Source organism: Cohaesibacter intestini, assembly GCF_003324485.1.
Taxonomy (GTDB): Bacteria; Pseudomonadota; Alphaproteobacteria; order Rhizobiales; family Cohaesibacteraceae; genus Cohaesibacter; species Cohaesibacter intestini.
Window position 1 is genome coordinate 97,262 of the sequence record NZ_QODK01000002.1, and the last position, 26,636, is coordinate 123,897.

The 26,636-nt window shown below is 56.1% G+C and carries 19 protein-coding genes and 2 tRNA genes; 12 read left to right on the forward strand and 9 right to left on the reverse strand.

Annotated features, from left to right (window positions below; all coding sequences use genetic code 11):
- Nucleotides 1–178: 178 nt before the first annotated feature.
- Together DSD30_RS06015 and hspQ are read left to right on the forward strand one after the other, a co-directional pair.
- On the forward strand, nt 179–1,222 hold the full coding sequence (locus DSD30_RS06015; RefSeq protein ID WP_114008742.1) for an HpcH/HpaI aldolase/citrate lyase family protein: 1,044 nt from the start codon (nt 179–181) through the stop codon (nt 1,220–1,222).
- Between the two features lie 396 nt (nt 1,223–1,618).
- Nucleotides 1,619–1,942: a heat shock protein HspQ gene (gene hspQ, locus DSD30_RS06020; protein WP_114009620.1), complete on the forward strand. Its 324-nt coding sequence runs from the start codon at nt 1,619–1,621 to the stop codon at nt 1,940–1,942.
- Between the two features lie 111 nt (nt 1,943–2,053).
- Here the strand turns inward: hspQ and DSD30_RS06025 are convergent, their stop codons facing one another.
- The gene (locus DSD30_RS06025; RefSeq protein ID WP_114008743.1) at nt 2,054–2,701 is read right to left on the reverse strand and encodes an invasion associated locus B family protein; all 648 of its coding nucleotides are present in this window, start codon (nt 2,699–2,701) and stop codon (nt 2,054–2,056) included.
- Nucleotides 2,702–3,084: 383 nt separating this feature from the next.
- Between DSD30_RS06025 and DSD30_RS06030 the strand changes: the two genes are divergently transcribed.
- From DSD30_RS06030 to DSD30_RS06040, 3 genes are all read left to right on the forward strand, one after another.
- Nucleotides 3,085–4,977, forward strand: a complete 1,893-nt coding sequence (locus DSD30_RS06030; RefSeq protein ID WP_245418386.1) for an extracellular solute-binding protein — start codon at nt 3,085–3,087, stop codon at nt 4,975–4,977.
- 120 nt (nt 4,978–5,097) lie between these two features.
- Nucleotides 5,098–6,807: an AMP-binding protein gene (locus DSD30_RS06035; RefSeq protein WP_114008744.1), complete on the forward strand. Its 1,710-nt coding sequence runs from the start codon at nt 5,098–5,100 to the stop codon at nt 6,805–6,807.
- Between the two features lie 51 nt (nt 6,808–6,858).
- The gene (locus tag DSD30_RS06040) at nt 6,859–8,208 is read left to right on the forward strand and encodes a diguanylate cyclase domain-containing protein (RefSeq protein WP_114008745.1); all 1,350 of its coding nucleotides are present in this window, start codon (nt 6,859–6,861) and stop codon (nt 8,206–8,208) included.
- A gap of 23 nt (nt 8,209–8,231) precedes the next feature.
- Here the strand turns inward: DSD30_RS06040 and mfd are convergent, their stop codons facing one another.
- On the reverse strand, nt 8,232–11,735 hold the full coding sequence (gene mfd / locus DSD30_RS06045) for a transcription-repair coupling factor (protein WP_198662855.1): 3,504 nt from the start codon (nt 11,733–11,735) through the stop codon (nt 8,232–8,234).
- Nucleotides 11,736–11,883: 148 nt separating this feature from the next.
- Nucleotides 11,884–12,183 (reverse strand): FAD assembly factor SdhE, encoded by a 300-nt coding sequence (locus tag DSD30_RS06050; RefSeq protein WP_114008746.1) that lies wholly within the window; start codon nt 12,181–12,183, stop codon nt 11,884–11,886.
- Nucleotides 12,184–12,371: 188 nt separating this feature from the next.
- Between DSD30_RS06050 and recG the strand changes: the two genes are divergently transcribed.
- Nucleotides 12,372–14,477: an ATP-dependent DNA helicase RecG gene (gene recG, locus DSD30_RS06055; RefSeq protein WP_114008747.1), complete on the forward strand. Its 2,106-nt coding sequence runs from the start codon at nt 12,372–12,374 to the stop codon at nt 14,475–14,477.
- Nucleotides 14,478–14,488: 11 nt separating this feature from the next.
- Here recG and DSD30_RS06060 read toward each other — a convergent pair whose 3' ends face one another.
- Nucleotides 14,489–15,388, reverse strand: a complete 900-nt coding sequence (locus tag DSD30_RS06060; protein ID WP_114008748.1) for a DUF502 domain-containing protein — start codon at nt 15,386–15,388, stop codon at nt 14,489–14,491.
- Nucleotides 15,389–15,710: 322 nt separating this feature from the next.
- Between DSD30_RS06060 and DSD30_RS06065 the strand changes: the two genes are divergently transcribed.
- Entirely contained in the window at nt 15,711–16,106 is a 396-nt protein-coding gene (locus tag DSD30_RS06065) for a YbaN family protein (RefSeq protein ID WP_114008749.1), read from the forward strand.
- A 60-nt stretch (nt 16,107–16,166) separates the two neighbouring features.
- Here the strand turns inward: DSD30_RS06065 and glmS are convergent, their stop codons facing one another.
- Together glmS and glmU are read right to left on the reverse strand one after the other, a co-directional pair.
- A complete protein-coding gene (glmS, locus tag DSD30_RS06070; RefSeq protein ID WP_114008750.1) occupies nt 16,167–17,993 on the reverse strand; it encodes a glutamine--fructose-6-phosphate transaminase (isomerizing) in 1,827 nt (608 codons plus the stop codon).
- A gap of 154 nt (nt 17,994–18,147) precedes the next feature.
- Complete coding sequence (gene glmU, locus DSD30_RS06075; protein WP_114008751.1) at nt 18,148–19,491, reverse strand: bifunctional UDP-N-acetylglucosamine diphosphorylase/glucosamine-1-phosphate N-acetyltransferase GlmU; 1,344 nt, start codon at nt 19,489–19,491, stop codon at nt 18,148–18,150.
- A 166-nt stretch (nt 19,492–19,657) separates the two neighbouring features.
- Here glmU and DSD30_RS06080 point away from each other — a divergent pair, with 166 nt between their 5' ends.
- Nucleotides 19,658–20,725, forward strand: a complete 1,068-nt coding sequence (locus DSD30_RS06080; protein WP_114008752.1) for a hypothetical protein — start codon at nt 19,658–19,660, stop codon at nt 20,723–20,725.
- A gap of 194 nt (nt 20,726–20,919) precedes the next feature.
- Entirely contained in the window at nt 20,920–21,837 is a 918-nt protein-coding gene (locus DSD30_RS06085; RefSeq protein ID WP_114008753.1) for a DMT family transporter, read from the forward strand.
- A gap of 23 nt (nt 21,838–21,860) precedes the next feature.
- Here DSD30_RS06085 and DSD30_RS06090 read toward each other — a convergent pair whose 3' ends face one another.
- Nucleotides 21,861–22,598, reverse strand: a complete 738-nt coding sequence (locus tag DSD30_RS06090; protein WP_114008754.1) for a cytochrome c biogenesis CcdA family protein — start codon at nt 22,596–22,598, stop codon at nt 21,861–21,863.
- A gap of 425 nt (nt 22,599–23,023) precedes the next feature.
- Here DSD30_RS06090 and DSD30_RS06095 point away from each other — a divergent pair.
- The 3 genes from DSD30_RS06095 (at nt 23,024) to DSD30_RS06105 (ending at nt 24,257) form a co-directional block, all read left to right on the forward strand.
- Nucleotides 23,024–23,099: transfer RNA gene (locus tag DSD30_RS06095), tRNA-Lys, on the forward strand.
- A gap of 113 nt (nt 23,100–23,212) precedes the next feature.
- A tRNA-Lys gene (locus DSD30_RS06100) sits at nt 23,213–23,288 on the forward strand.
- A 366-nt stretch (nt 23,289–23,654) separates the two neighbouring features.
- A complete protein-coding gene (locus tag DSD30_RS06105) occupies nt 23,655–24,257 on the forward strand; it encodes a DUF4864 domain-containing protein (protein ID WP_114008755.1) in 603 nt (200 codons plus the stop codon).
- Between the two features lie 77 nt (nt 24,258–24,334).
- Here DSD30_RS06105 and tgt read toward each other — a convergent pair whose 3' ends face one another.
- Together tgt and queA are read right to left on the reverse strand one after the other, a co-directional pair.
- The gene (gene tgt / locus DSD30_RS06110) at nt 24,335–25,495 is read right to left on the reverse strand and encodes a tRNA guanosine(34) transglycosylase Tgt (RefSeq protein WP_114009623.1); all 1,161 of its coding nucleotides are present in this window, start codon (nt 25,493–25,495) and stop codon (nt 24,335–24,337) included.
- Nucleotides 25,496–25,575: 80 nt separating this feature from the next.
- A complete protein-coding gene (queA, locus tag DSD30_RS06115; RefSeq protein ID WP_114008756.1) occupies nt 25,576–26,622 on the reverse strand; it encodes a tRNA preQ1(34) S-adenosylmethionine ribosyltransferase-isomerase QueA in 1,047 nt (348 codons plus the stop codon).
- Nucleotides 26,623–26,636: the final 14 nt, after the last annotated feature.

A 26,636-nucleotide genomic window follows, 5' to 3' on the forward strand; every position in this document is an offset into this window, starting at 1 on the left:
GAGACAGTCCTCTGCCTGCTGCTCAGCTATTGTCTGGCTGTTGTCCATCAGTCTTATTGCGTTGCAGCAAAAATTGCGCTGCTAATAGAGCAACGAATGCGCCGCACCATGACGGGTCACGCCCATGGGCCTTCCATGACCGCCCTGCCATGTCGAGCGCCTCAGGGAGGATAACAGCATGAAAACACCATCAGCCTTTTACAAGCCACTGGCCATAGGCGCGCCGACCCCGTTTCGCGAAAAACCGGTCCGCGTCGAGCGGATGATCCACTTTGTCCCACCGCATATCGAAAAGATGCGAGCCAAGGTGCCAGACCTGATCGCCAAGGTCGATGTGGTGTTGGGCAATCTCGAAGATGCCATCCCCGCAGATATGAAGGAAGCCGCCCGTGCAGGCTTCATCCAGATGGCCCAAGACAACGAGTTTGGCGAGACCGGTCTCTGGACCCGCGTCAATTGCCTCAACTCCCCGTGGCTGCTTGACGATATCACCGAAATTGTTTCAGCGGTTGGCAACAAGCTCGACGTGATCATGCTGCCCAAGGTCGAAGGTCCCTGGGACATCCATTATCTTGACCAGTTGCTGGCCCAGCTGGAAGCCAAACACGGCATCGACAAGCCAATCTTGATCCACGCCATTTTGGAGACCGCGGAAGGCGTCAACAATGTCGAGGCCATTTGTGCCGCCTCCCCGCGCATGCATGGCATATCTCTGGGACCGGCCGATCTGGCGGCCTCGCGCGGCATGAAGACCACTCGCGTCGGTGGCGGACATCCGGGCTATCGGGTATTGGCCGATCCGGTAGAGGGACAGACCCGCGCCATCTATCAGCAGGATCTCTGGCACTATACCATGGCAAAGATGGTTGATGCCTGCATGGCCCATGGATTGAAAGCCTTTTACGGCCCCTTTGGCGATTTCTCTGATCCTGAAGCCTGTGAAGCCCAGTTCCAGAACAGCTTCCTTTTGGGCTGCATGGGAACATGGTCTTTGCATCCAACCCAGATCGACATTGCCAAACGGGTTTTCAGCCCAGAGGTGGATGAAGTCAAAATGGCCCTGCGCATTCTGGAAGCCATGCCGGATGGCACTGGCGCGGTGATGATCGACGGCAAAATGCAAGATGATGCCACTTGGAAACAGGCCAAAGTGATCGTCGATCTCGCCCGTCAGGTCGCCGCCAAAGACCCGGAAATGGCCGACGCATATGGTCTGAGCTGACAGGTCCCCCGAAAGCCACAAGCCATTGCATTCAGGCGCTTTGGCCTGTGGCTTGCCCGGCTCAGACCCGGCAATGCCCGTTCACGAAACGGTACAAGTCCGCCATCTGTGAAATGTCACTTGACTTCACCTCTATGATCTAGTCTTTTCTGCGCTCCTGCCTGCAGCCTGATTTCCTGCATTCAATCATTGGAACTGATCAGTGTTTGTGTGGTAGGCTGAGAGCAGCCCGAATATATGGCTGCCAGCATGGTCCCCCCCGAGATGCCCGGCATCAACAGACCGACATTGACCGGGATGAAACCATGATGTCGCAAGCAACAAGCATTGCTTCTCCACCAGCAAGGGAAGACAATGCCTTTCAAGAGGGTAGCGGAGCCTGAAGACATGCCAGAAATGAAAATCGCCAAATTTCAGATTGGTCAGGTTGTGCGCCACCGTGTTTATTCCTTCCGTGGCGTGATTTTTGATGTCGACCCTGAATTCGCCAATTCAGACGAATGGTATGACGCGATCCCCGAGGATGTGAGACCGCGCAAGGACCAGCCTTTCTATCATCTGTTTGCCGAGAATGAAGACACAGAATATGTGGCTTATGTTTCCGAGCAGAATCTGCTGGAAGACAAGAGCGGAGAACCGGTACGCCATCCGCAAGTGCGCCAGCTATTCAAAGGCATGAAAGAAGGCATCTATCAGCCTGAAGATGACCTTGTGAACTAATAGCCAATCAAGTTTGATCAATAAAAAAGCCGCGCTCCCATCTTGGAAGCGCGGCTTTTTTGGTATGGCCAGATGGCCGACCGGTGTGTCAGCCAACCGACGAAGGACGGCTTAGTTGCCTTCGGCCTTGTTTTTCTGCTCGAGCAGCTTCTGACGCTGTTCTTCTGCACGCTTGCGCAGCAGTTCCTGAAGCTTTTCCTGCTCCTGAGCGGTTTTGCGAACGTCGATCGGATCACCATCGTAGCTCTTGGTGAAGCCGGTCAGCGTCAGTTCGAACCGTACAGGCTGGGCTTGCTGGTTGAGAGCGGTCACGACGATCTGCGCACCTTTCTTCATGGAGTCGATGAAGGTGTCATCCACCGCCATGTCAGAGAAGCAGGCATTGGGGAAACAGATGGAGAATGTGCTCTTGAGCTGCTTGCCCTTGTCGATCTGCACCGTCAGGCCATGACGCAGCAGCATGCCGGGGGTCAGAGCGACCACCAGAGCCTTGCGTTTGGCACCTTCAAGTTCGCGCACAGAGACAGAAGCCAGAAACTGACCGGTTTCAGCCTTCATTTCCTGGGTGATGGCACAGAGCTGCTTCTTGCTCTTGGGATCTTCGTTACAGAATTTCAACCAATTTTGCTGTGCAAGAGCTTCGGCGTCGATTTCCTGCGCCTGAGCATTGGTGCCCGGCGCGGCAAGGGCAACCAGCGCCAGAAAAGCGGCGGTTGTAACTGGCTTGATCCATTTCGAAGCCTTGTCAATCATGAGCATGAAAGAGAATCCCGATATTTATAATTCAGTGTTCGCAGGAAGGCATTTCCCGGTTCTGGTTTCAGTCGTCGTACTCTGTCAGGTCGCTGCCCGCACATCAATCTGCGCAAATCCACTTTGGACGCGCTCTTGAACGCAAGCCAACTCCACAACAGCCCCGAATCCCGTGTCAGCCTCTTCATTCACAACGAATTAGGCAGAATAGTGACTGTCGTACTTCTTCTACAGGGTCAAATGCAAAATTTCCAGTAGGCTGAACTCGTATGTGGCCGTTTTCCCGCCCGTGTTAGATAATAGGGTCTGATTTGATTCCTGCCTGCCCTAACGCCAATGGCATCCTCGCTGAACACCATTGGCCTTGAACTGCCCATTAGGAGCTTCATATGCCGATGACGAGTCCGCCCCGCTTTGCCAATGGATCCGACAAACTTGGTCGTCAGCTTCGTCAGCTCTGGCAGACAGGCGTCCTGACGCTTGGACTGATACTGACGTCAGGTCCGGTGCTTGATAGTGTGGCGCATGCCGAACCGACCCATGGCATCGCCATGCATGGTACGCCAAAATACCCAGCCGACTTTGCCCACTTCGACTATGTCAACCCGGATGCTCCCAAAGGTGGCCGCATCCGGTATGGCCTTAATGGCAGTTTTGACAGCCTCAATCCCTTTCTTCTGAAAGGGGTGGCCCCACGCGGATTGTGGGATGTCGATTATGGTCTCAATGTTTATGAGCCCCTGCTCGCTCGCAGCGACGATGAAGCATTCTCCCTCTATGGCCTGATCGCTGAATGGGTCGACATGCCTGAGGATCGCTCCTCGATCACTTTCAAGCTCCGCGATGAAGCCAAATTCTCAGACGGCCATCAGATTGATGTCGAGGATGTCAAATTCACTGTCGCGTTGCTGCGCGACCATGGACGCCCGGCCTACAAGAGCCGCATCACCCGCATCATGGCCATCGAAGAACCCGGCGAACGCCAAATTCGCTTTGTCTTTGAAGATGGCTCCGACCGTGAGTTGCCTTTGTTGATCGGCATGCTGCCTGTCCTGCCAAGCCACGCCATCAAGACCGAGGATTTCTCAAAATCTGGCATGTATCGCTTCGTGGGTTCCGGGCCATATCTGATCGATGATGTCGATCCGGGCACCCGTCTCACACTGACGCGGAACCCTGATTACTGGGCAAAGGACCTGCCGATCAAGGTGGGGCAGAGTAATTTCGATACCATTGAAATAGAATATTTCCGCGACAATACCGCCATGTTCGAGGCCTTCAAGAAAGGGGCCTTTGACCTGTTGCCCGAAAGCGATCCGGCCCGCTGGGCCAATCAATATGATTTCAACGCAGCAAAGGACGGCCGCGTTGAAAAGCTGACCTTGCAATCCGGTCTCCCCAAGGGAATGTCGGGGTTTGTTTTCAACACACGCAAACCGGTTTTTGCCGACCGGACCGTTCGCCGCACTCTTGCCACCCTGTTCGACTTCAACTGGGTGAACAAAAATCTCTATCATGACCTGTTCACCCGCACCGCTGGATATTTTCAGAATTCCAGCCTGTCGTCCCTTGGCCAGCCGATGAGCGAAGTCGAGAAAAAGTTGCTGGCACCTTATCTGGACGGCATCGACAAAGAGATCCTTGAGGGTACATATGAGCCGGTTTCCGCTGCTGACGCCCGAGACATGCGTAAAGTGATGCGACGGGCCATCAAGGATCTGGCTTCAGCAGGATACGGCCTCAAGGGTGCGGTCATGACCCATCTGGAAAGCGGCCGCCCGCTGGCCTTTGAATTTTTGGCCACCAGCAAGGAACAGGAACGGCTAGCCCTGTCCTATGCCCGTATCCTTGAAAAAATCGGCGTTACGATGTCCGTCCGGGTGGTGGATTCAGCGCAATATTGGGAACGACGCAAGGTGATGGATTTCGACATGATGAAAATGTCCTGGAGCGCATCGCTGTCTCCGGGGAATGAGCAACAGGCCCGCTGGCATTCCTCCCAACGCGACAAGGATGGCTGGTTCAATCAGGCCGGTGCCGCCGATCCTGCCATTGACGCGATGATCGACGCTCTGCTCGCCGCCCGTACGCAAGAGGATTTCACCGCCGCCGTCCGCGCCTTTGATCGTGTCCTGATCAACGGCTATTATGTGGTGCCAATGTTCCATAAAAGCGACCAGTGGCTTGGACTTTGGAAACGCATTGCCATGCCCGGAGACGACGCAAAGGGACGCCCGCTCGCAGGCTATCGACCCACCACTTTCTGGTATCGCGGCGAATGACAGGATCAGCATTGTTCCGAACTCCACCAAGATCGCAACAAGGGGCTGTGTCGCCCCTTGTGGAATCATGTAAACTGTTTCCAACTTGCGTATCGCGTCCAAGAGGGAAAGAGGCTTGAAATGCTCCTCAACACGCCAGATCACATTGAAACTTATCGAGCATCAGGCCTGTGGGGAACTGAACGCATAGACCAGCGCTTCGCCCATTGGGCGCAGGAGCGCTCAGACGAAATCGCACTGATTGACGACCAAACCCTGCATACGGTTTGTGGACGACAACCCCAATGCCTGTCCTTTGGCCGTGCCTGGCGACGCGTGGTTGCGATTTCCGAGTTCCTCTCCGGCATTGGAATGAAAAGTGACACGGTGGTGGCGGTCCTGCTGCCCCCTAGCGTCGACGCAGCCATCCTTACCCTTGTCGCCAGCCGCATGGGGCTGATCCTTGCCCCCATTCCGTTGACTTCGGGCGAAGCCGACATCCGCAACTGCCTCGAACAGGTTGGCGCCAAAGCCATTGTCTGCTGCCCCCTTTATGAAAGCGAACCGGTCGGCGAACGCGCGCGCAATGTCGCCGCTGACATGTTCTCCATCCGCTTTGTCTTCTGTCTGGGCGATGGTGCCCCTGAAGGCCTGATCGAACTGCAATCGATGATGGACGATGAGGACACGGCTCTCGATGAAGAGACCTTGTTCGACATTGCCCCCCTGCCCGACGCCAATTCCGTTTTGGCCATTCATTGGGCATCGGCTGGCAGTGTGGTCAGCAAACCGTTGGGCCGCAGCCACAACCAGTTGCTGTGCGCCTCGCGCCATGTCTACGAACAGACCGGACTGGAACCCGGCGATTGCCTGATGATGGCCTATCACCTCTCCGGCCTCACAGGCTTTGCAGCCGGCATCATCACCGCCTTTGATGCGGGCATTCGGTTGCAATTCCATCAATTCCGAAACCTTCAGGGTTTCAATGCCGCTTTGTCCGAATATGGCGTCCAGCACATCATGCTGCCCGGCGGTCAATGGCGCCATCTCCACCCGGAGTTGGTCATGGCGGTTCGCGAACAGCTCAAGAGCATCTCATTGATCTGGAGCCGTTCACATGCCCAAGGGGACGTATTCCCCGAGAACGAAACCGCAGCCCGATTGCTTGATGTGACCAATTTCGGCGAACTGGCTTTGCTTGCCCAGATCAGACGCTTGCCCGGAGAAATCGGTTCGGTGCCCCTTGGCACCATCGAAGCTCGCAATGTGCCCGGTGCGGCCTATCTCGAGACCCATCTTCTAGGCGTCGATGAAACCAAAGCCAAGACCGAGAATGGTGTCGTTGGCGGTGAATTGTGCCTCAAGGGGGCAATGGTACCAACGGCTGCATTCCCGTCCGCAGGTGCTATCGAAGGCACGCCCCTACGCATGACCGAGCATGGCTTTGTCCGTTCCGACGTCGCCTGTCAGTTGGTCACCGAAAGACATGGTGACGAGCGGGCCCTGTTCCGTCCCCTTGGTGACATTTCTGATCTATTGTCGATGGGTGGCTTGACGGAACGCGCGGTCGACATTGACACCCTTTACAAGCAATGCCCGGGGGTCACCGATGCCGCCGCCTTCACCGCACGCTCATCTGACGGGGGACCGGACCACTTGCTCGCAGCCCTTGTGGTGCATGATGAGGAAACGGCCCGGGAAGATTTCTATGCCTTTCTAAAAAGCTGCAAAGTATCCTCGACCAAATGGCCACGCGATATTCTGTTTGTTCAGGCCATTCCGCGCTCTACCGATGGCCGCGTCCAACGTGGAAGTCTGATTGAAGCCGCAAAACTTCACAATGTTGCCTGAACCTGTCTCAAGCACCAAAAACACCAATAACAAGCATACTGAGAGGGTCGCATGGCCAAGCAGGCATTGATTTTTACCGATCCGGACTATGGTCTGGATATGCCGCAATGGGCCGACATGCTGACCGAGGCGAATTTTGCCGTCTGGTCTCATTGTGTCCATTCCGAGGACAGGCCCGACGACGTATCCATGGCGGCCGACATTCTGCTGGTCGACCTGTTGGACGTCAGCAAGGACCGCGTGGCGCTCGTCGTCGAACGCGCCTCAGCCCTGCGCAAGTCTCTGGGCTTCTCTCAGGCAAGGGTGCCAATGGTCGCCATTGCCGACCCCTCGGTGGCCCTGAGGGAAGAGTTACTCACGCCCTTTGCCGATGTGTTGAAACCGCCTCTCACGCTTGATCTGATCAGCAACCGCTTGACCTCACTGATGCGGCTGGCAACCATGCGAAGAGAGGCCGAGCGGCGCTCGAGAACTTTCAAACGTTTCGGCGTCGGCCTGCCGGTGGTGCCACCGCCAAGCAACCTTGAGAACCAGTCCCTTCTCTATCTGGGCTCCGGCATGGCCTTCCTGCCCGTCGAATGCGCCCTGCCCGAAACCATCAGCACCACAGCGGCCCTGACACCGGCAATGGCGCTCCATTATCTCGAGAATGAGAGTTTCGATACGCTGGTCGTCGAGTTGAGCGACTATAACGAGCATCTGATCCACTTCATTGGGGACCTGAGACGCAACCCGAACTATTTCTCCTTCCCGATCATCCTGCTGTGCCACAAGGAAGCGACAGAAGACGGTCTTGCGGGGCTGGCGGCAGGGGCAAACGACATCGTGACCTTCCCCTTCTCTGAGCGTTTCTTTGAAAACCGCATCGAAATCCTCGTCAATGAAGAGCGCTATCGCCGCCAGCTGAAAAAAATCTTCAACGAAGCCCGGCTCTTGATGCCAACCGACGCCACCACACGGCTCTATTCGGAAGAATTTCTCAAGGCCCATCTGCAAGTGCTGCACGAACAGGAAAACACAGCCAGCATGACCTTTGCGGGGATCGATATCTCGTTTGATCTCGTGCAGGGTGAGAGGCGCGAACAATCTCCAAGCCCTGCCTTGCTGGCACGGGTCGGCCGGATGATCTATTCCCTGATGCGGGCCGAGGACTTGCTGGCCCGCCTCGACAATGGCCGCTTTGTCGCCTTCTTCCCCGATACGGACCTGTTCGAAACCCGAATTGCCCTCCAGCGCATCCGCTCAATCGTGCAACTGAGCCCGTTTGTCGAGCAGAATAGCGGCATGGGAGTGAATGTCGTGCTCGACTTCTCGCTCCATCATTGCGACAGCAACAAGATTGACTTCAACATCGAGCAGATCCTCAAGGACCTGTTCGAGAATCCCGTTGTCCGCTTCTGACAAACAATCCGCTGAAATGCCCGTCAGCTCTGGACTTGTGCAATCTTGGCCAGTTGGGTCATGATCACCGCCGTGCCCTTGAGCCTCGCGCCGGGATTGTTCCAATCGCGCGCAAGGAAAATCCGCTGATCCGGGCGGATCTTGGCCAGCAAGCCCTGCTCGGTGATGAACTGCACCAATCCCTGCGGATTGACAAATTCGTTGTTGCGGAAACCGATGACGGCCCCCTTCGGCCCGGCATCGATCTTCTCGACATTGGCCTTGCGACACAGCCCCTTGATATAGACGATCTTCAACAGATGCTTGACTTCATCGGGCTGCGGCCCGAAGCGGTCGGTCAGCTCGGCACCGAACTCGTCAATCTCATTGGCATCCACCAAATCGGCCAGACGGCGATAGAGGCTGAGGCGCAGCTGAAGATCGGCGACATAGCTGTCGGGGATCAGAACAGGCGTACCAATGGATATCTGCGGCGACCATTTGTCTTCCATGATCGTCATATCCCCGGAGCGCAGCGAGGCGACCGCTTCTTCGAGCATCTGCTGATACAACTCGTAGCCAACTTCCTTGACATGACCGGATTGCTCTTCGCCGAGCAAGTTGCCCGCCCCGCGAATATCCAGATCGTGGCTTGCCAGCTGGAACCCGGCCCCGAGGGTATCGAGGCTTTGCAGAACCTTCAGGCGGCGCTCGGCGGTCGGGGTCAAAACCTTCTTGGCTGGCACGGTAAACAAGGCATAGGCACGGGTTTTCGACCGCCCCACACGGCCGCGCAGCTGATAAAGCTGACTAAGGCCGAACATGTCGGCGCGATGAACGATCAGCGTGTTGGCAGTCGGCACGTCGATACCGGATTCGACAATCGTCGTCGACAGAAGCACATCGAACTTGCCGTCATAGAAGGCGGTCATGATGTCATCCAACTGACCAGCAGGCATCTGACCATGCGCCACGGCCACCTTCAGCTCCGGCACCTGCTCCTCCAAGAAGGTCTTGATTTGGGCAATGTCAGTGATGCGGGGACAGACATAGAAGCTTTGGCCACCACGGTAGCGCTCACGCAGGAGGGCTTCCCGGATCGTCAGGGCATCGAAGGGTGATATGAAGGTCCGGACCGCCAGACGGTCGACAGGCGGCGTGGCAATCAGTGACAATTCCCGCACACCGGTCAGTGCCAGTTGCAAGGTCCGCGGAATCGGCGTTGCAGACAGGGTCAAGACATGCACATCAGCCCGTAATTCCTTCAATCGTTCCTTGTGCTTGACGCCAAAATGCTGCTCCTCGTCAATGATCAGCAAACCCAGATCGCGGAACTCTATGCTCTTGCCAAGCAAGGCATGGGTGCCAACGACAATGTCCACCGAGCCATCCTTGAGGCCCTTCTTGGTCTGGTTCAATTGCTTGGTCGAAACCAGCCGCGACGCCTGTTCGACAATCAGCGGGAAACCGGCAAAGCGGTCTGCAAAGGTCTTGTAGTGTTGCCGAGCCAACAAAGTGGTTGGCACAACGATGGCAACCTGTTTGCCATTCATCGCTGCAATAAAGGCCGCCCGCAGCGCAACTTCCGTTTTGCCAAAGCCCACATCGCCGCAAACCAGACGATCCATTGGACGGCCGGAGCCCATGTCGTCAAACACCTGTTCGATGGCGTTGAACTGGTCCTCGGTCTCGTCAAACGGGAAGCGCGCAGAAAATTCGTCATAAAGGCCTTCAGGCGGTGTGATCCGTTCGCCCTGTCGCAACTCGCGCTCAGCCGCAACCTTGATCAACTGATCCGCCATCATGCGGATCCGGGCCTTCATTTTCGATTTACGCGCCTGCCAGGCCACCCCGCCCAATTTGTCGAGCTGGGCTTCGGTGTCCTCCGAGCCATAGCGCGACAAAAGCTCGATATTCTCAACCGGCAGGAACAGTTTGTCGCCGCCTGCATAGTGGATTTCGAGACAATCATGCGGCGCACCCGCAGCATCCACCGTCTGAAGCCCCATGAAACGGCCGATACCATGCTCGATATGGACGACGATATCCCCCTGCGACAAGCTGGTCGCTTCGGTCAGAATGTCAGAGCTTTTCTTGCGGCGGCGTTTGGAACGGATCAGCCGATCGCCCAGAATATCCTGCTCGCCGATCACCACATCCTTGTCCGTCTCAAAGCCGCTTTCCAGCTCCAGAACGGTCAGGCCCACCTGCTTAGCAGTGATCACACTGCGCGCCGCCCATGTCTCATACGGCACAAGCCCGCTGATGCCATGGTCAGTCAGAACCTGATGCATCCGCTCTGCTGAGCCTCTGGTCCAGCAGGCAATGGTAACCCGTTTCTTTTGTTCTTTCAGGGTCTTGATGTGCTCAATCACAGCATCGAACACATTGACATTGTCCGCACTGCGTTCCGCAGCAAAGGTGCGCCCCTGTTTGCCACCAAGGTCAATGATTGTCTTGACACCGGTTGGCGGCACATCAAACGGCGACATACGGATGCGGGTCTGCGTCCCCAGCCGACTGGTCCATTCTTCCTTGTCAAGATAAAGCAGAGAAGGCTCTATCGGCTTGTAAGGCACACTTTGTTCCAGCCCGGACTCCATCCCTTCCTTGCGGGCGAGATAGTGATCCTGCACCAGATCCATGCGCTCGCCGATGGCATCGTCGCTGAGCGGGTCCAGCAGAACCGGCGCGTCTTCGGTAAAGTCGAGCAGGCTTTCCAGATCATCATTGAAGAAAGGCAACCAATGCTCGATCCCCTGATAACGTCGCCCTTCACTGACCGCCTGATAGAGCATGTCATCGCGGGTGGACGCGCCGAAACTGGCTGTATAGCGACGGCGGAAACTGGAAACTGCCTCATCGGTCAGCACCACTTCAGAGGCGGAGACCAGTTCGATTTCGCGCAATTGGCCGACAGAACGCTGGTTCTGCGGATCAAAGCTGCGAATGCTCTCAAGTGTGTCACCAAAGAAATCAAGCCGCACCGGCTCCTCGGCCCCTGGCGCAAACAGATCGAGAATGCCGCCGCGCACCGCATATTCCCCCTGCTCGCGCACCGTCGGGGTACGCAGGAAGCCGTTGGTCTCAAGCCAACCAATCAGGTCGTCCATATCAACACAGTTTCCCGGACGGGCCGACCAGCTCTGTTTGCGCACCGACGCGCGGCTCGGCACCCGCTGGAGAATCGCATTGACGGAGGTCAGCAACACGGTTGGCTGACCGAAGGTCTGGTAGGCCATGCGCGACAGAGCCGTCATGCGCCGAGCCGAGATTTCGGCATTCGGCGACACCCGGTCATAGGGCACGCAGTCCCAAGCTGGAAACGAAACACAGTCCAGCTTGGGTGCAAAATAGCGCAAAGCCTGTTCCATCGCCGCCATCCGCCGATCATCACGGGCAACATAGACCGCAACAATCTTGCGGTCCTTATTGGCCTTGAGATGAGCAGCAGCCACTTCCGCCAGCGCATAGCCTTCCAGTCCGTCAGGCACATGGGTGACGTTGATCATCATCGAGGAGGACAGGGCGTCAGAAAAATTGGTCATTGCGAAATGTGGCTCATCAAAAGGCGGGAACAGAACGGCAGGCAATTGCCTTATGGCACAAAAGACACCCTAAAGGCCAGAAATGACAAAGGCGGCCCGATAGATCGCCCAGAGAACGAAATGTCGGACCGCCTTTGAAAAATCCAAATCAGAGCAAGCCTGTTTCGAAATTCTCGTGGTAGTTTTTGATTTTGTAGAAGAGCGGGCAATCAAAGGCTTCCGGCACGGGCAACTCGTCGGTGAACCACTGAATCAAATCGCGGTCAAACTGATCCAGCAGCATTTCCAACTGCCCCAGTTCCTCATCACTGAGATTGTCCAGCTCGCCATCGACGAAACGGCCAAACATCAGGTCCATTTCCTTGATACCGCGATGCCAGGCACGCATGAGAATCTTTTTGCGGCGGACATCAAGCCCTTCACTGCTACGGGTGGTACCTTGGGACATGGTCTAGCTCCTATGAGGGTCTTTTCAAAGTTGGTTCTGTATAGCGCCTGTCAACGCACTTGTCAGCATCTGATCGATCAGCTATCACAAAACAAATAGTGAACATGGATTGACGTTATACAGGATTTTGTCCATGCTTCGCATGATTTGTCCATTGCCCCAAAAGAGCCGATCAAAAGAGCCACACCATGCGCCCTAGCCACCTCAACAGCTACTTTGCGTCCCTGATGTCGCTCAAGGGCGTGGGACCCAAGATCGCACAAGCCTTTGCCAAGCTATTGCGCGGTGATGTTCTGCTCGAAGCCCGGCGGATTGATCTGCTGCTGCATATGCCGGTCGGGGTGATCGACCGCAGCCTGCAGTCCGATCTCGCAACCGCCCCCGAAGGGGCCATCGTCACAGTCAAGGTGACCATCGACAAACATCTGCCGCCACCACGCAACAATCGCCGTGTCCCTTATCGCATTCTCGCCCATGACGAGACGGACGATCTGACGCTGACCTATTTTCATGCCAAGGGAGGCTATCTCGAAAAGCAATTGCCCGTCGGCGAAATGCGTTACATTTCGGGTCGGTTGGAGCGGTTCAATGGCGGCCCACAAATCACCCACCCGGATCATGTGGTCTCGGAAGCCGATTTTGCCACCATGCCACTGCTGGAACCCGTCTATCCGCTGACGGCCGGGCTGTCGGGCAAAGTGCTGCATAAGGCCGTGCAAGCGTCCCTTGATGATCTGGAATCCTTGCCCGAGTGGCAGGATCAGGCTCTGATGGATCGGGAAAAATGGATGCCCTTCGACGAAGCGCTCCGGCGTGTCCATCTGCCGCACGATCTCGCTGATCTGGAAGAAACCTCCCCGGTCCGCAAGCGCTTGGCCTATGACGAATGTCTCGCCAACCAGTTGGCACTGGCGCTCGTGCGCAGCAAGGTGAAAAAATCCGCAGGCATCGCCCGTTGCTGGGAGGGCAAGCTAAAGGCAAAACTGCTCGCGGCCCTGCCCTTCACACTGACCGGCAGCCAGACTGAGGCCATCGCAGACATCGAGGCCGATCTGGCTTTACCTGAACGCATGTTGCGGCTGGTGCAAGGCGATGTCGGCAGCGGCAAGACCATGGTTGCCCTGATGGCCGCCGCAGACGTAATCGAATCTGGCTCGCAAGCCGCGATGATGGCGCCGACCGATCTGCTGGCCCGCCAACATTATCAATCCGTCAAATCGCTGTGCGAGGCGGTTGGCATCCGCGTTGCGGTTCTGACCGGCAAAGACACAGCCGCCACGAGGCGCGACACCTTATCGGCACTGGAAAAAGGCGACATCGACTTCCTGCTCGGCACTCATGCCTTGTTTCAGCAGACAGTCGTCTTTGCCGATTTGGGGCTGGCAATTGTTGATGAGCAGCACCGCTTTGGTGTCCATCAGCGACTCACTCTGTCGGCCAAGGGCGAAGCAACAGACTTGTTGGTGATGACTGCCACCCCGATCCCGCGCACCCTCGTGCTCACCCATTATGGCGACATGGATGTCTCCCTGCTGACCGAAAAGCCGGCGGGACGCAAACCGATCGACACCCGCACCATGAATCTTGAAAGACTGCCCGAGCTTGTCCAACGACTGGCTCAAGCCATTGATCAGGGGGTGAAATGCTATTGGGTCTGCCCGCTGGTCGAAGAATCCGAGCTGCTTGATGCGACCGCCGCAGAAGATCGCTACGCCACCCTAAAGCAGGTCTTTGGCAATAAGGTGGAACTGGTCCATGGCCGCATGACATCGGATGAGAAACGCTCCGCCATGGAACACTTCAAGGATGGCGACGCGCAAATCCTTGTCGCCACCACGGTGATTGAAGTCGGCGTTGATGTGCCCGAAGCCACCATCATGGTGATCGAACATGCCGAACGCTTCGGCCTCGCCCAGTTGCATCAGCTGCGCGGCCGAGTGGGCCGTGGCGACAAGGCCTCATCCTGCATCCTGTTGTTCAAGGGGCCGCTTGGCCAAGTGGCGCGCGAGCGGCTCAACATGATGCGCGAAACAGAAGATGGCTTCCGCATTGCCGAGGCCGATTTGCGGTTACGTGGAGAGGGTGACGTGTTGGGCACCAAGCAATCGGGCCTGCCGGGCTTTCGCCTGACCGACCCGGAAGCCCATAAGGGACTGATGGAAATGGCCCGCACGGAAGGCCGCCTGATCATTGAGACCAATCCGGATCTGGAAGGCATCCGTGGTGCAGCCTTGCGCGATTTGCTCTATCTATTCAGCAGAGACGAAGCAATCCGTTTGCTCAAAGCCGGTTAATCGAGCCGCGCTCACCGGCCCAGAACCGGAAAGAATTTGCGTTTTCTACGCGTCTGTTTCCGATCGGACAGCGTATCTGCTTCCTCTGATGGACCGTCACTTGGGGATGCATCTTCAGGCGCATCCACCTCAATCTGCGCGATGTCTGCCACATCACTCTCGATGGTCTGAGGTTCGATACCGAATTTCTCGGCAAGCTTGTCCCGCTCTTCTTCAGCGGCATGTTTGGCAATGAAGTCTGGCGTCACAAGACCCGCAGAAATAACCAGCTTGGCAGCATCTTCAACACTCATATCAAGGATGATCACATCCTCCCGCGGCACGAACAGCAGGAAACCGGAGGTCGGGTTCGGTGTGGTCGGCAAGAAGACCGAGATGAACCCCTCGTTGCTGCCTGTCCGATCGGCCAACCGATGTGAAACTTCCCCCATGGTGCTGGTCGCGATAAAGGACAGCGCCCACAAATCCCGCCGTGGATATTCGATCACCGCAGCCTTCGTGAAGGTCTGGCCTTTCTGGGAGAGGACCGTCTCGAATATCTGCTTGAGCGCGTTGTAAATGTTACGCACCAAGGGCATCCGGCCCACCATCACCTCGCCGTAACTCAGGAAGGAGCGGCCAACAAAGTTGGCCGTCAGGAAGCCCAGAATGGTCAGAATTATCAGCGAGAAGATAAGCCCAACGCCGGGCACAGAGAACGGCAGATAATTGTCCGGATTGTAGATATGCGGGATGTAGGGTTTGACCGTATCATCGACCCACTGGATGAAGGACCACGTGATGAACAGAGTGATGCCGATCGGCGCGGCGATGACAAGGCCGGTCAGAAAGTAATTTCGAATGCGTGCGCCAAAACTCAAACCGGCATGCTCCTGAGAGTCTTTCTTGTCTTCGCCTTTATGTTTGGACATATTCTGCTTCTTCCTGTTGAGCGCGCACCTGTCGAGCGACCTGACCGGGAGCGGGAAACCGCATCTCACACGTCTCGAACAGCGCACCATCGCTGACTTGCATGACTGGTCGGCATGACTGCATCAAAACAATCCGCCCACCGGGCACACCAGACAACCTATCTTGTAAATAGTGCGGCGACGCGCATTTGAAAAGCACAATCAGCGTGTTTCGTGCCGTTTTCGTGATCTCTGAGCAATTGCACCCAGCGTTTCAACTGCCTATATGCTAGGGTGGCCGCGCACACAATTGAAGTTGCGTCGCAATCGCGAGAAGTCATCCATGGAACATTTGAAACGCCCATTCTACATGTCGATCGGACTGATCCTGTCCGGCATTGGCATTGCAGGGGCATTTCTTCCCGTTTTGCCGTCGACCATCTTCTTTATCGGAGCAGCCTACTTCTTTGCCCGCAGCTCTCCCCGTCTTGAGGCCTGGCTTCTGACACACCCTTTGTTTGGGCCACCCGTCGTCGCCTGGCAGGATCACGGCGCAATTCCGCGCAAGGCAAAATACCTTGCCTTTGCGGGCATGGCGTTGGGGTTCGTCTCATTTCTCTATTTCGTGCAGCCCGGACTTTGGCTTCTTGTCGTAGTGTTCCTGTTTTTTGCTGCCAGTGCACTTTACGTCGGCACAAGACCCGATGGACCAACGCCCAATCCAAGCTCAGACCTATAGGTCTTTCCCTCCATGGCGGGGAAAAGGGCGCCATCGGGCGCCCTTGCATGATGCAGGCGATCACTCCACGGTGACGGATTTTGCCAGATTGCGCGGCTGATCGACATCGGTACCCATGAAGTTTGCCGTGTGATAGGCAAGCAACTGCACCGGCAAAGCAAGAACGATCGGTGCGATGATATCCGGCACGGTCGGCATGACGATCGTCTGACAATCTTCAAGCCCGTTCTTGTCCGCCCCCGCCTGATCGGTAATCAGGATGATCCGACCATCACGGGCCGCCACTTCCTGCATGTTGGAAACGGTCTTCTCATAGGAAGAATCATTTGGAGCAATGACGACAACCGGCATGGTCTCGTCAATCAGGGCAATCGGTCCGTGCTTCAATTCACCCGCCGCATAGCCTTCCGCGTGGATATAGGAGATCTCCTTGAGCTTCAGCGCCCCTTCCATGGCCAGCGGGAAGTTGGTGCCGCGGCCCAAATACAGCACATGCTTGACCTTGGAAAGATCATGGGCCAGCGCCTCGATATCGTCGGAGGCTTTCAACGCCTGACGGATATATTTTGGCAGCTCACTCAGTGCCTTGACATAATCTTGCTCTTCCGCCGCCGAAATGGTGCCCCGCGCACGACCAGCCATGATGGCCAAGGCCAGCAACACCGACAACTGGCAGGTAAAGGCCTTGGTCGAAGCCACTCCAATTTCCGGTCCGGCAATGGTCGGGAAGATTGCATCGCTTTCGCGCGCGATGGTGCTTTCCTGCACATTGACGATGGCCGCAATATGCTGCTTTTGGGCACGGCAATAGCGCAAGGAAGCCAGCGTATCTGCCGTCTCACCCGATTGAGAGATGAACAGGGCCAAGCCACCCTCTTCCATCGGCATCTCGCGATAGCGGAATTCTGACGCAACATCGATATCGACCGGAATGCGGGCCAGACGCTCAAACCAGTATTTGGCCACCACGCCCGCATAATAGGCCGTGCCGCAAGCCGACATGGCAATCCGGTTCAAACTGGCAAAGTCAAAGGGCAGCTTGTTGTTCAACCGGACGGTGCCGGAAGCAAAATCAACATAGTGAGCAAGGGTATGCTGGATTACCTCGGGCTGCTCATGCATTTCCTTTTCCATGAAATGCTTGTGATTGCCCTTGTCGACAATGTTGGCCGAAGCCTGCGCCGTGGTAGACCCGCGTTGAACCAGTTCGTTATGCTCATCAAAGATCGAGATTGTGGTGCGGCTCAGAACCACCCAATCGCCTTCTTCGAGATAGGTGATCTCATCGGTGAACGGTGCCAGTGCGAAAGCATCGGACCCAAGGAACATCTGTCCTTCCCCGTGACCAACTGCCAAGGGCGAGCCGCGACGGGCACCGATCATCAGGTCTTCCTCGCCGGAAAAGATAATCGCCAGCGAGAAAGCCCCTTCCAATCGGCCGAGCACAGCGGACACCGCATCGACCGGCATCTTGCCTGCATTGAGTTCATCCTGAATGAGATGAACAACGGTTTCGGTATCGGTTTCGGTCTCGAACACGTGGCCCTTGGCGGTCATCTCTTGGCGCAACTCGCGGAAATTCTCGATGATGCCATTATGAACAGCGGCTACATTGCCCGCGACATGCGGATGAGCGTTGGTTTCGTTCGGGATGCCATGGGTCGCCCAACGGGTATGCCCAATGCCAATGGTGCCAGCCAGCGGATTGTCACCCAGTAGCAATTCGAGATTGCGCAGTTTGCCTGCGGCCCGCCGCCGTCCCAACTGCCCCTCATGGATCGTGGCAACGCCAGCGGAATCATATCCGCGATATTCAAGGCGCTTCAAGGCATCGACGAGCAACGGAGCAACAGCTTCGTTACCAAGAATTCCAACAATCCCACACATGGCAATGTCTTTCCTGAAAAAGAGGGTCGTCGTTGATACGACGCGCAAATATTCATTTGCTTTTGGGTAACCCACGCAAACCGGATTCGCGAAATCAAATCAGTTTGCAGTTTCTAACGGCCCAGTCTTTAAAAGACAGGTGTCAAACGTAACCTTATGACTTTTTGGCCTTTTTTGCCCTGAAGGCAGCCGCCCAGCCGTCCTTTACGAAGGCCTTGGCACGGGTCACGGCAAGGGCATCAGCGTTAACGGGAGATGTGATAACGCTACCGGCCCCGACAATCGCGCCGTCCCCGATCTTGGCCGGAGCAACCAGAGCGGTGTTCGACCCAATGAAGGCCCCGACCCCGATGTCGGTCTGGAATTTGTTGAACCCATCATAGTTGCAGGTGATGGTCCCGGCCCCGATATTGGCCTTCGAGCCAATGCGGGCGTCGCCAATATAGGACAGGTGATTGACCTTCGCCCCTTTTTCGATCTTCGCCTTTTTGGTCTCGACAAAGTTGCCAATCTTGACGTCCGCTTCCAACTCGGTGCCCGGCCGCAGACGCGCATAAGGACCAACAACACAGCCTTCTGCCACGCTCGCCCCTTCCAGATGAGAAAAGGCGCGAATGGTGGCATGGTCCGCAATGCTGACGCCGGGTGCGAAAATCACATTCTGCTCGATCAAGACATCCCTGCCCAGCTTGGTATCGTGAGAGAAAAACACTGTATCAGGCGCAAGCAGGGTCGCCCCCTCTTCCATCGCCTTGAGCCGAGCTGCAGCCTGATAGGATGCTTCAACCTTGGCCAGATGAGCGCGATTATTGACCCCTTGCAACTCCGCCTCTGGCGCTTCGATCGCCGCCACGGCAAGGCCGCGTGCATTGGCAAGCTCGACCGCGTCGGTGAGATAATACTCCCCTTGGGCGTTGTTGCTGCCGATGCTTTCGAGCAAAGACAGGATCACCTTGCCAGAAAAGCCCATGATGCCGCCATTGCAGAACGTGACGCCCAGCTCCTCAGGGCTGCAATCCTTGGCTTCACGGATCGCCACCAACTTGCCGGCCTCTTCGAGCAGACGCCCATACGGCCCCGGCTCATCCGTTCGGAAGCCAAGCACCACCACATCATTGCCCTCAGCCAGCTTCTGCCGCATGGCAAGGATGGTTTCGGTGCGCAAAAGCGGCGTGTCGCCAAACAGCACGATCACATCGTCGCAAGCTTCAACCAGATCGGCCTTGGCGGCCAGCACCGCATGGCCTGTGCCCAGCCGTTCCGTTTGTACGTGCGCATATACAGCGGGGTGAATGGCCGCTGCCGCCTTGTGGACAGCCTCCATTTCAGGCCCGACCACCACAGACACCAGTTCAACACCCGCGTCCCGCGCCACCTTGGTCACATGACCGGCCATCGACAGCCCGGCCACCTCGTGCAAAACCTTTGGTTTGCTGGACTTCATGCGGGTTCCCTGACCTGCAGCCAGAATGATCGCCTGGCATCTACGCTCAGCCATGAATGCTCTCCTTGCGGACAATTAATTTTCTCTATGCTTCTTAGTTCATATTTAACTAAGGAACAATTGAGACACTTCATAGAACGACCCTTGCGGGACTCACAAAAAAAGACTTTGCTTAACGGAGCGTGAAACACAGATTCGCGCGTGAAGGAGGCAGTTTGTAATGGCGCGGCCAGGCAAAGCCATCTTCGATGTAGCCATGATGGCAGGTTGGGCATTTGCGGCAGTCCTGACCGGCTTGGTTGCCTTGACGATGGTGGATGACACCGGCGATTCCGCGACAGGCCCCAGTGTAGTAGCATCACTGGGCAACGACGATTCACGCCTTGTGACCGGCAGCATAGACCGCCAGAGCACCGGAACGGTCCGGCCGCACGATCCCCAAATCAACAATCCGGTTGCCCGCCAGAATGAAAGCTTCAATCCTTTCTCCGATCAGGTAAACCATCAATCGGACCAGATCCGCGATGTTTTGGCCGAACTGAGAGCCCTAAAGCGTGAAGTTGCCGCCTTCCATGTGAGCACCAAGCGTCTGCGCAGCGAAAATGATCTCTTGAAACAGCGTCTGGCCAAACTGGAACAGCCCCGAACAACGGATAATGCGCCGGTCCGCGTTGTGACCTTGCCGAAACGCGACGATGACCGGGTTCTTTGGCCACGCTCTGCAGACAACAACATGCCGATCGACAACACCGCCACTGGCTCCATTGCGCCGACCAGCCCGATTCCACCAAGTGGCCCTGCTTTCGATCCCTTTCAGAAAAAGCCCCAGTCTGCGGTAAAAGTCTCTCAGGAACCACTGAATATGGATCTGACGGTTGAGGGACCCAATGGCCATATGATGCTGCCAAAGATCAAGCCAAACGAGCGTCCAGCCGTGCTGCAAAAAGCCCATGAGGGCCTCAAGCCAAAAAGCGAAGTGGTGGATGCCCCGCAACAGGCGCTCAATTCCAGCCAAACCTCCTTCGGACTGGATCTGGGGCAGTTCATCTCCATCGCTGATCTCGAAGGTGCATGGAAAGAAGTCTCGATCTCACAACGCGCGATCGTCGGCGATCTGAAACCTCTGAGCAAGATGGTCCGCAACGCCAACAACCAACTGTCCCTCGATCTGATCGTAGGACCGATCCAGAACGCAGCCCAAGCAGCCAACCTGTGCGCACAGTTGAAGTTTCGTGGCTATGCCTGTCGGGTTTCCGTCTATCAGGGACAGGCACTGGCAAGCCGCTAGAGCATTTTGTGCCCTCCACCCGCTCGGGCTGTCATCCCGTCTCAAGACGGATTGCGCCGCGACCAAGAGACGTATAAAAGCAACTCATCTTACGTAAACGCCCTGAGCAATCAGTCCCCATTTCAAGACTGACATGCCTTCAGCTTTGCGCCACCCTTGCCGATCCCTTCTTTGCCAGCTGAAGAGGCCACCCCGTGTCACCGCATCTCCTTGCCTATCTGCTGCTCGCAGCCAGTCCCTTTTTCTTTTCCTCCAATATCATTATTGGCTCGATCGCGGTGCGCTCGATTGAACCCTTCACCTTGACATTCTTTCGCTGGGGGCTGGCTTTCCTGATCATCCTGCCGATGGCATGGCGGGCGATGGCCAATCACCGGCACCTTCTGATGGCACAATGGAAGCTGATTTCTCTCAATGCCTTTCTCGCCATGGGGCTGTGCGGTACGGGGGTCTACTGGGCGCTGAAAAACACCTCAGCAACCAACGGCACATTGATCTACACCGCCGCCCCGGTCATCATCATTCTGATGGAATGGCTGTTCCGTGGCCGAGCCATCAGTTTGCGCGAAATTCTCGGAATCATCGCGGCGATCTGCGGCATTCTCTTCATTATTTTCAAAGGGAGTTTGACGGCTATGATGGCAGTGCAGTTCAACAGCGGAGATCTGCTGTTCGTGATTGCTGCAACCGCCTGGGCCATCTACTCCGTGCTATGGAAGAATGAAGCCCTGCGCCCCGTGCCGACCGTTGGCATGTTCGCCATTGTTGCCTTGATTGGCGCGGTGATACAGGTGCCCTTCATGATCTGGGAGCTGGGCACGACCGGGGCTTTTCCGACCACACAGGATCAATGGGCGAGCCTGATGGGGCTGGCCTTCATCTCGTCCGTGCTGGCCTTTATCTCCTACCAGTTTGGTATCAAGACCCTCGGCCCAGCGACGGCAGGCATCTTCATGTATTTCATGCCGCCAGTCGGGGTGGTACTCGCCGTTGTGTTCCTTGGCGAGCAGTTCCACACCTTCCATATGGTTGGACTGGTGCTGGTGCTCTCAGGGGTGATTATGGCAACATTTCCTGCAAGACAGTTGTTCCGCAAGGCCCAACAGGCCTAGCCAACAGGATGCGTGCGCCCGCCTCAGCCAAGATTATTGAGGGCGGGCAGCATTTCCTGAAGCCAGAAGGCGGCATTCTGCACCTGACCGGTGACGAACAAAATCCCGGTCACGACCAGCAGACCGCCCATGAGCTTTTCAACCAGCCCCATATGCTTTTTGAAACGCTGCATCATGCCCAGAAACTGTCCGGCGAAAGCTGCAGCCAGCAAAAACGGGATCCCGAGACCGAGGCTATAGACCGTCAAAAGCAACATGCCCTGTTGCACGCTTTCCTCGGTTCCCGCCACAGCAAGGATCGTCGCCAACACCGGTCCGATGCATGGGGTCCAACCAAAGGCAAAGGCAAGGCCGATCAGATAGGCACCGAGCAGACCGGCGGGTTTCCTCTGCACATTGACCCGCGCCTCGCGATACAGAAAGGCAATCCGAAACACGCCAAGAAAATGCAACCCCATGACGATAATGATTGCGCCTGCCACATAGGACAGAATGCCTGAATAGAGCTTGAGATATTGGCCAATGACCGACGCTCCGGCCCCCAGCAGCACAAAGACGGTGGTGAAGCCCAGCACGAAGGCAACAGCAGACAGGATGATCCGGCTCGCCGCCCGCTGCTTGTCATTGGTCCCGGTCAACTGGTCCATCGACACGCCCGCCATATAGCAAAGATAGGGCGGCACCAAAGGCAAGACGCAGGGAGAAACGAAGGAAATGAAGCCCGCCAGCAAAGCGCCGGGATAGGTTACGTCAAAGGCCATCGGATATGCTTCTCCTCGTATTTCTCATTGCCTGCCCGCCGACATTGCGCGCCAGACAGCAGCCTGCACCTAAAGGCCACAGTCTGGCCTATTGCGCCATCATGTAAGTGGGCTTCCCCCTCTCGTCCAATCACAGTCGCGAGAGGCCCCAGCTCCGCAGGCACCACTGTCTTTCCCTATTGCAGGCAATGGCGACCAAAGCAAGGGATGGAAAGGTGACAAATCGGAAAGCTTGCGGCAAATCCCCTCACCGCGGCGGCAAATGCTATGATATATGATATAAGACCGACAATCGCAGCCATTCGAAACCCGGAAATCACGCTGTTATGACCACTTGAGAGTTTTCCCACGAAAAATAGATTGAATTCCCTGTGGGTGTTGACTGACCTGAAAATATCTTTAAAAAGGCGCTCACCACACAAGGCGTGCCCGTAGCTCAGTTGGTAGAGCATCCGACTTTTAATCGGACGGTCGAAGGTTCGAATCCTTCCGGGCATACCAATCTCCCTCATAATCGGGACTGTATGGTTCGCTCAAAAAGCGTCCTCGGTCTGGTTTTGAGTGAAAAGTGGTAAGTTTTCTGAAAGCTTCATGCTTTAGAAAACACGGAACAGGTGCCCGTAGCTCAGTTGGTAGAGCATCCGACTTTTAATCGGACGGTCGAAGGTTCGAATCCTTCCGGGCATACCATTTCCATTTCTTCTTCCTGAAATCCTATTGTGATTCCTTCCAGCTGCGGCTTTGTGTCCTGTATGGAGAGCCTCAAGCTGTGCCCAGCGTCGTGAAACAAGAGTTATTCACAGCGCTCCAGCCTGCATCCTCCAACGCAACATGTGACAATTTAATAACTTGAAATTGCACGATTGTGACGCACTTTTTGCGCCCTCTCTCCACCGCGCTGGATGAGGCAGTGACTTCAATTCCTTTAACATATTCGTGATTTTACTGATGAAGCGCAATTTTTGCGCTACATTATAGGGAAGACTTCGACCAATCCAAAAATTGACCGAAGCAATAACAGAGGAGACGCCACCACTTAGAAATCGGAGAATCATTATGAAACACGAAACCAGCAGCGGTTTCGCCGATTGGCAAACCGAACATTCAAAATCAGCGCAACAGGACAAACCTGCGCAAACCAAGATGGCAATGTGGGTCAGAGGCTTGTTCTTTGCCGCTCTCATGGCGGTTGGCACCATTGCCTATTCCACATCGTCCAAGGCAGACGATGCCAAGGCCGTCACAGCCAACGTGCCGGACGCACAGACAGAACCCGACATCGCCCCGTCCAACCTCTTGGTTTTGACGAAAGTGGATCGTGCGGCCATTCAGTTCGTCGTCAAAATGCACATTGCCAGCCTCAACCAGCAACGTGCCGACCTGTTTCACAAGACATTCACAAAGAAGACTCAGGCCGCCTTCAATTCCCCTGACGAAATGCTGATCTTCTTCTCAATCCGCTATTTGCCGGTCGTCTTTGCGGAAGATTTTCGTTTTTCAGACATTAGCCTTGATGGATCAGTCCCCATCCAGCATGGCTATCTGACTGACAGACGCGGCAAGCGCTGGCGGTTGTCCTATGGCCTGCAAAATCTTGGCGACAGCGACTGGCGGATCATTTCAAGCGCTATTGTCTTTGCCCCGGGCGATCCAGCCTAACGCCCATATCGACCTGTTGTGAGGGATATCAGATCCCTCACAAGGCCACCCTTTCAGAACGAACGGAAGCTTTCCTATCAAAGGGCAGGCAGATCGCCGCGTGCCCAGCCTTCCTTGACTTCGGCCTTGTGATCGGCAAAACGGCCCGCTTCAATGGCATCCCGCATGCCCTGCATCAGAGCCTGATAATAGGCCAGATTGTTCCAGGTCAGCAGCATTGAACCAAGCGCCTCGTTTGATTTGACGAGGTGATACAGATAGGCACGCGAATAGTCACGAGCGGCAGGGCAGTTGCTTTCCGGGTCAAGCGGACGATGGTCGTCCTTGTGACGGGCATTCTTCAAGTTGATCTTGCCAAAGCGCGTATAGGCCAACCCATGGCGTCCGGCACGGGTCGGCATCACACAATCAAACATGTCGACCCCACGGCTCACCGCTTCGATCAGATCGTCCGGCGTGCCAACGCCCATCAAATAACGTGGTTTATTCTCCGGCAAGATCGGACAGGTCAGCTCCAGCATGTCAAGCATCACATTTTGCGGCTCACCCACTGCCAAACCACCAATCGAATAACCTTTTAGATCCATCGCCTTGAGGGCCAAGGCCGACTCCTCACGCAGACGCGGCACGTCGCCCCCCTGCACAATGCCAAACATCGCCTGCCCCGGACGGTCACCAAATTGCACTTTGCAACGCTCGGCCCAACGCAGGGACAGCTGCATGGCTTTTTCGATTTCTTCTTCGCTCGCCGGAAGCTTGGTGCATTCATCCAGCTGCATCTGGATATCAGAGCCCAACAGACACTGGATTTCAATCGACCGCTCCGGCGTCATCATATATTTGGCGCCATCAATGTGGGATTTGAACTCGACACCCTTCTCGCTCATCTTGCGCAACTGAGCGAGTGACATCACCTGAAAGCCACCGGAATCCGTGAGGATCGGGTAAGGCCAGTTGGCAAATTTGTGCAAACCACCCAGCGCATCAATCCGTTCTGCACCGGGCCGCAACATCAAATGGTAGGTATTACCCAGAATGACGTCGGCCCCCAAGTCCCGTACCTGACCCGGATACATGAACTTCACGGTCGCAGCGGTGCCAACCGGCATGAAGGCTGGCGTGCGGATCGTGCCACGCGGCATGGAGACTTCACCCCGGCGTGCCTTGCCATCCTGCGCCAATAGCTTGAAGCTGAACTCCGTTGCGCGCGGATCTTGTAAAGGCTGGCCCAGCCCCATCCGGTCGGCGTCAATGGCAGGTGTGCTGTTCGGTGTCATGTCGGTCATTGTCTGGTCTTTCTTTCCCGGCGCAGGCAACCTCAAGGGCGCAGCAGCAACGAGGAATCCCCGTATGAATAGAAGCGATAGCCGTTCTTGATGGCATGCGCATAGGCTGACTGCATCCGTTCCTGTCCCATGATGGCAGAAACCAGCATGAACAGGGTGGATTTTGGCAGATGAAAATTGGTCATCAAGCCATCAATCGCCCGAAAGCGATAGCCCGGTGTGATAAAAATGGCGGTATCACCGCAGAAGGGCTGCACGACACCCGCCTCATCCGTCGCGCTCTCCAGAAGCCGCAGAGAGGTCGTACCGACCGCAATGATCCGATTGCCCCGCGCATGCACTTCGTTCAATCTGGCGGCCATCTCAGGGCTGATCTCGCCCCATTCCGCATGCATCACATGGTCTTCGGTATCATCCGCCTTGACCGGCAGGAAAGTCCCTGCCCCCACATGCAAAGTCACGAAGTGCCGTTCGATACCTTTGGCATCCAGCGCATCGAAAAGCCGGTCGGTGAAATGCAGCCCGGCGGTTGGTGCTGCAACCGCGCCCTCTTCTCGGGCATAGATGGTTTGATAGTCGGTCTTGTCGCGCTCATCCTCGGCGCGTTTCGACGCGATATAAGGCGGTAGCGGAATATGGCCCACCTCGGCGATCGCAGCATCAAGCGACGCCCCTTCGGCGTCAAACTGCAACACCACCTCGCCCGCATCCCCTTTCTCAAGGATGCGCGCGCTCAGATGGGAGCCAAACTCGATCCGATCACCAAGTTGGACCTTTTTAGCCGGCCGGGCAAAGGCACGCCAGGTTGCCAGATCTTCGCGTTTGTGCAGATTGAAATGGATGCCGGCGCGAATATCACCGCGCACCCGGGTTCCTGCCATTTCCGCCGGGATTACCTTGGTATCATTGAACACCAAAGCATCGCCGGGCTGCAGAAAGTCAGCCAGATCGAGCACCCGGTGAGTTTCGAAGGCACCGGATGGTGGCACAAGCAACAGCTTTGCCTCGTCGCGCGGATCATGCGGACGCAAGGCGATATTCTCGGCGGGAAGGTCAAAGTCGAAGAGGTCGACGCGCATGAATTGACTCAGTC

What these genes read in the sequence shown, in the direction of transcription:
- DSD30_RS06105 (WP_114008755.1), top strand. Translation starts at nt 23,655, where the DNA reads ATGAAACACGAAACCAGCAGCGGTTTCGCCGATTGGCAAACCGAACAT.
- tgt (WP_114009623.1), bottom strand. Translation starts at nt 25,495, where the DNA reads ATGGGGCTGGGCCAGCCTTTACAAGATCCGCGCGCAACGGAGTTCAGC.
- hspQ (WP_114009620.1), top strand. Translation starts at nt 1,619, where the DNA reads ATGAAAATCGCCAAATTTCAGATTGGTCAGGTTGTGCGCCACCGTGTT.
- DSD30_RS06025 (WP_114008743.1), bottom strand. Translation starts at nt 2,701, where the DNA reads ATGCTCATGATTGACAAGGCTTCGAAATGGATCAAGCCAGTTACAACC.
- recG (WP_114008747.1), top strand. Translation starts at nt 12,372, where the DNA reads ATGCGCCCTAGCCACCTCAACAGCTACTTTGCGTCCCTGATGTCGCTC.
- DSD30_RS06080 (WP_114008752.1), top strand. Translation starts at nt 19,658, where the DNA reads ATGGCGCGGCCAGGCAAAGCCATCTTCGATGTAGCCATGATGGCAGGT.
- DSD30_RS06035 (WP_114008744.1), top strand. Translation starts at nt 5,098, where the DNA reads ATGCTCCTCAACACGCCAGATCACATTGAAACTTATCGAGCATCAGGC.
- glmU (WP_114008751.1), bottom strand. Translation starts at nt 19,491, where the DNA reads ATGGCTGAGCGTAGATGCCAGGCGATCATTCTGGCTGCAGGTCAGGGA.
- glmS (WP_114008750.1), bottom strand. Translation starts at nt 17,993, where the DNA reads ATGTGTGGGATTGTTGGAATTCTTGGTAACGAAGCTGTTGCTCCGTTG.
- DSD30_RS06030 (WP_245418386.1), top strand. Translation starts at nt 3,085, where the DNA reads ATGCCGATGACGAGTCCGCCCCGCTTTGCCAATGGATCCGACAAACTT.
- DSD30_RS06090 (WP_114008754.1), bottom strand. Translation starts at nt 22,598, where the DNA reads ATGGCCTTTGACGTAACCTATCCCGGCGCTTTGCTGGCGGGCTTCATT.
- mfd (WP_198662855.1), bottom strand. Translation starts at nt 11,735, where the DNA reads ATGACCAATTTTTCTGACGCCCTGTCCTCCTCGATGATGATCAACGTC.
- DSD30_RS06065 (WP_114008749.1), top strand. Translation starts at nt 15,711, where the DNA reads ATGGAACATTTGAAACGCCCATTCTACATGTCGATCGGACTGATCCTG.
- DSD30_RS06040 (WP_114008745.1), top strand. Translation starts at nt 6,859, where the DNA reads ATGGCCAAGCAGGCATTGATTTTTACCGATCCGGACTATGGTCTGGAT.
- DSD30_RS06060 (WP_114008748.1), bottom strand. Translation starts at nt 15,388, where the DNA reads ATGTCCAAACATAAAGGCGAAGACAAGAAAGACTCTCAGGAGCATGCC.
- DSD30_RS06050 (WP_114008746.1), bottom strand. Translation starts at nt 12,183, where the DNA reads ATGTCCCAAGGTACCACCCGTAGCAGTGAAGGGCTTGATGTCCGCCGC.
- queA (WP_114008756.1), bottom strand. Translation starts at nt 26,622, where the DNA reads ATGCGCGTCGACCTCTTCGACTTTGACCTTCCCGCCGAGAATATCGCC.
- DSD30_RS06015 (WP_114008742.1), top strand. Translation starts at nt 179, where the DNA reads ATGAAAACACCATCAGCCTTTTACAAGCCACTGGCCATAGGCGCGCCG.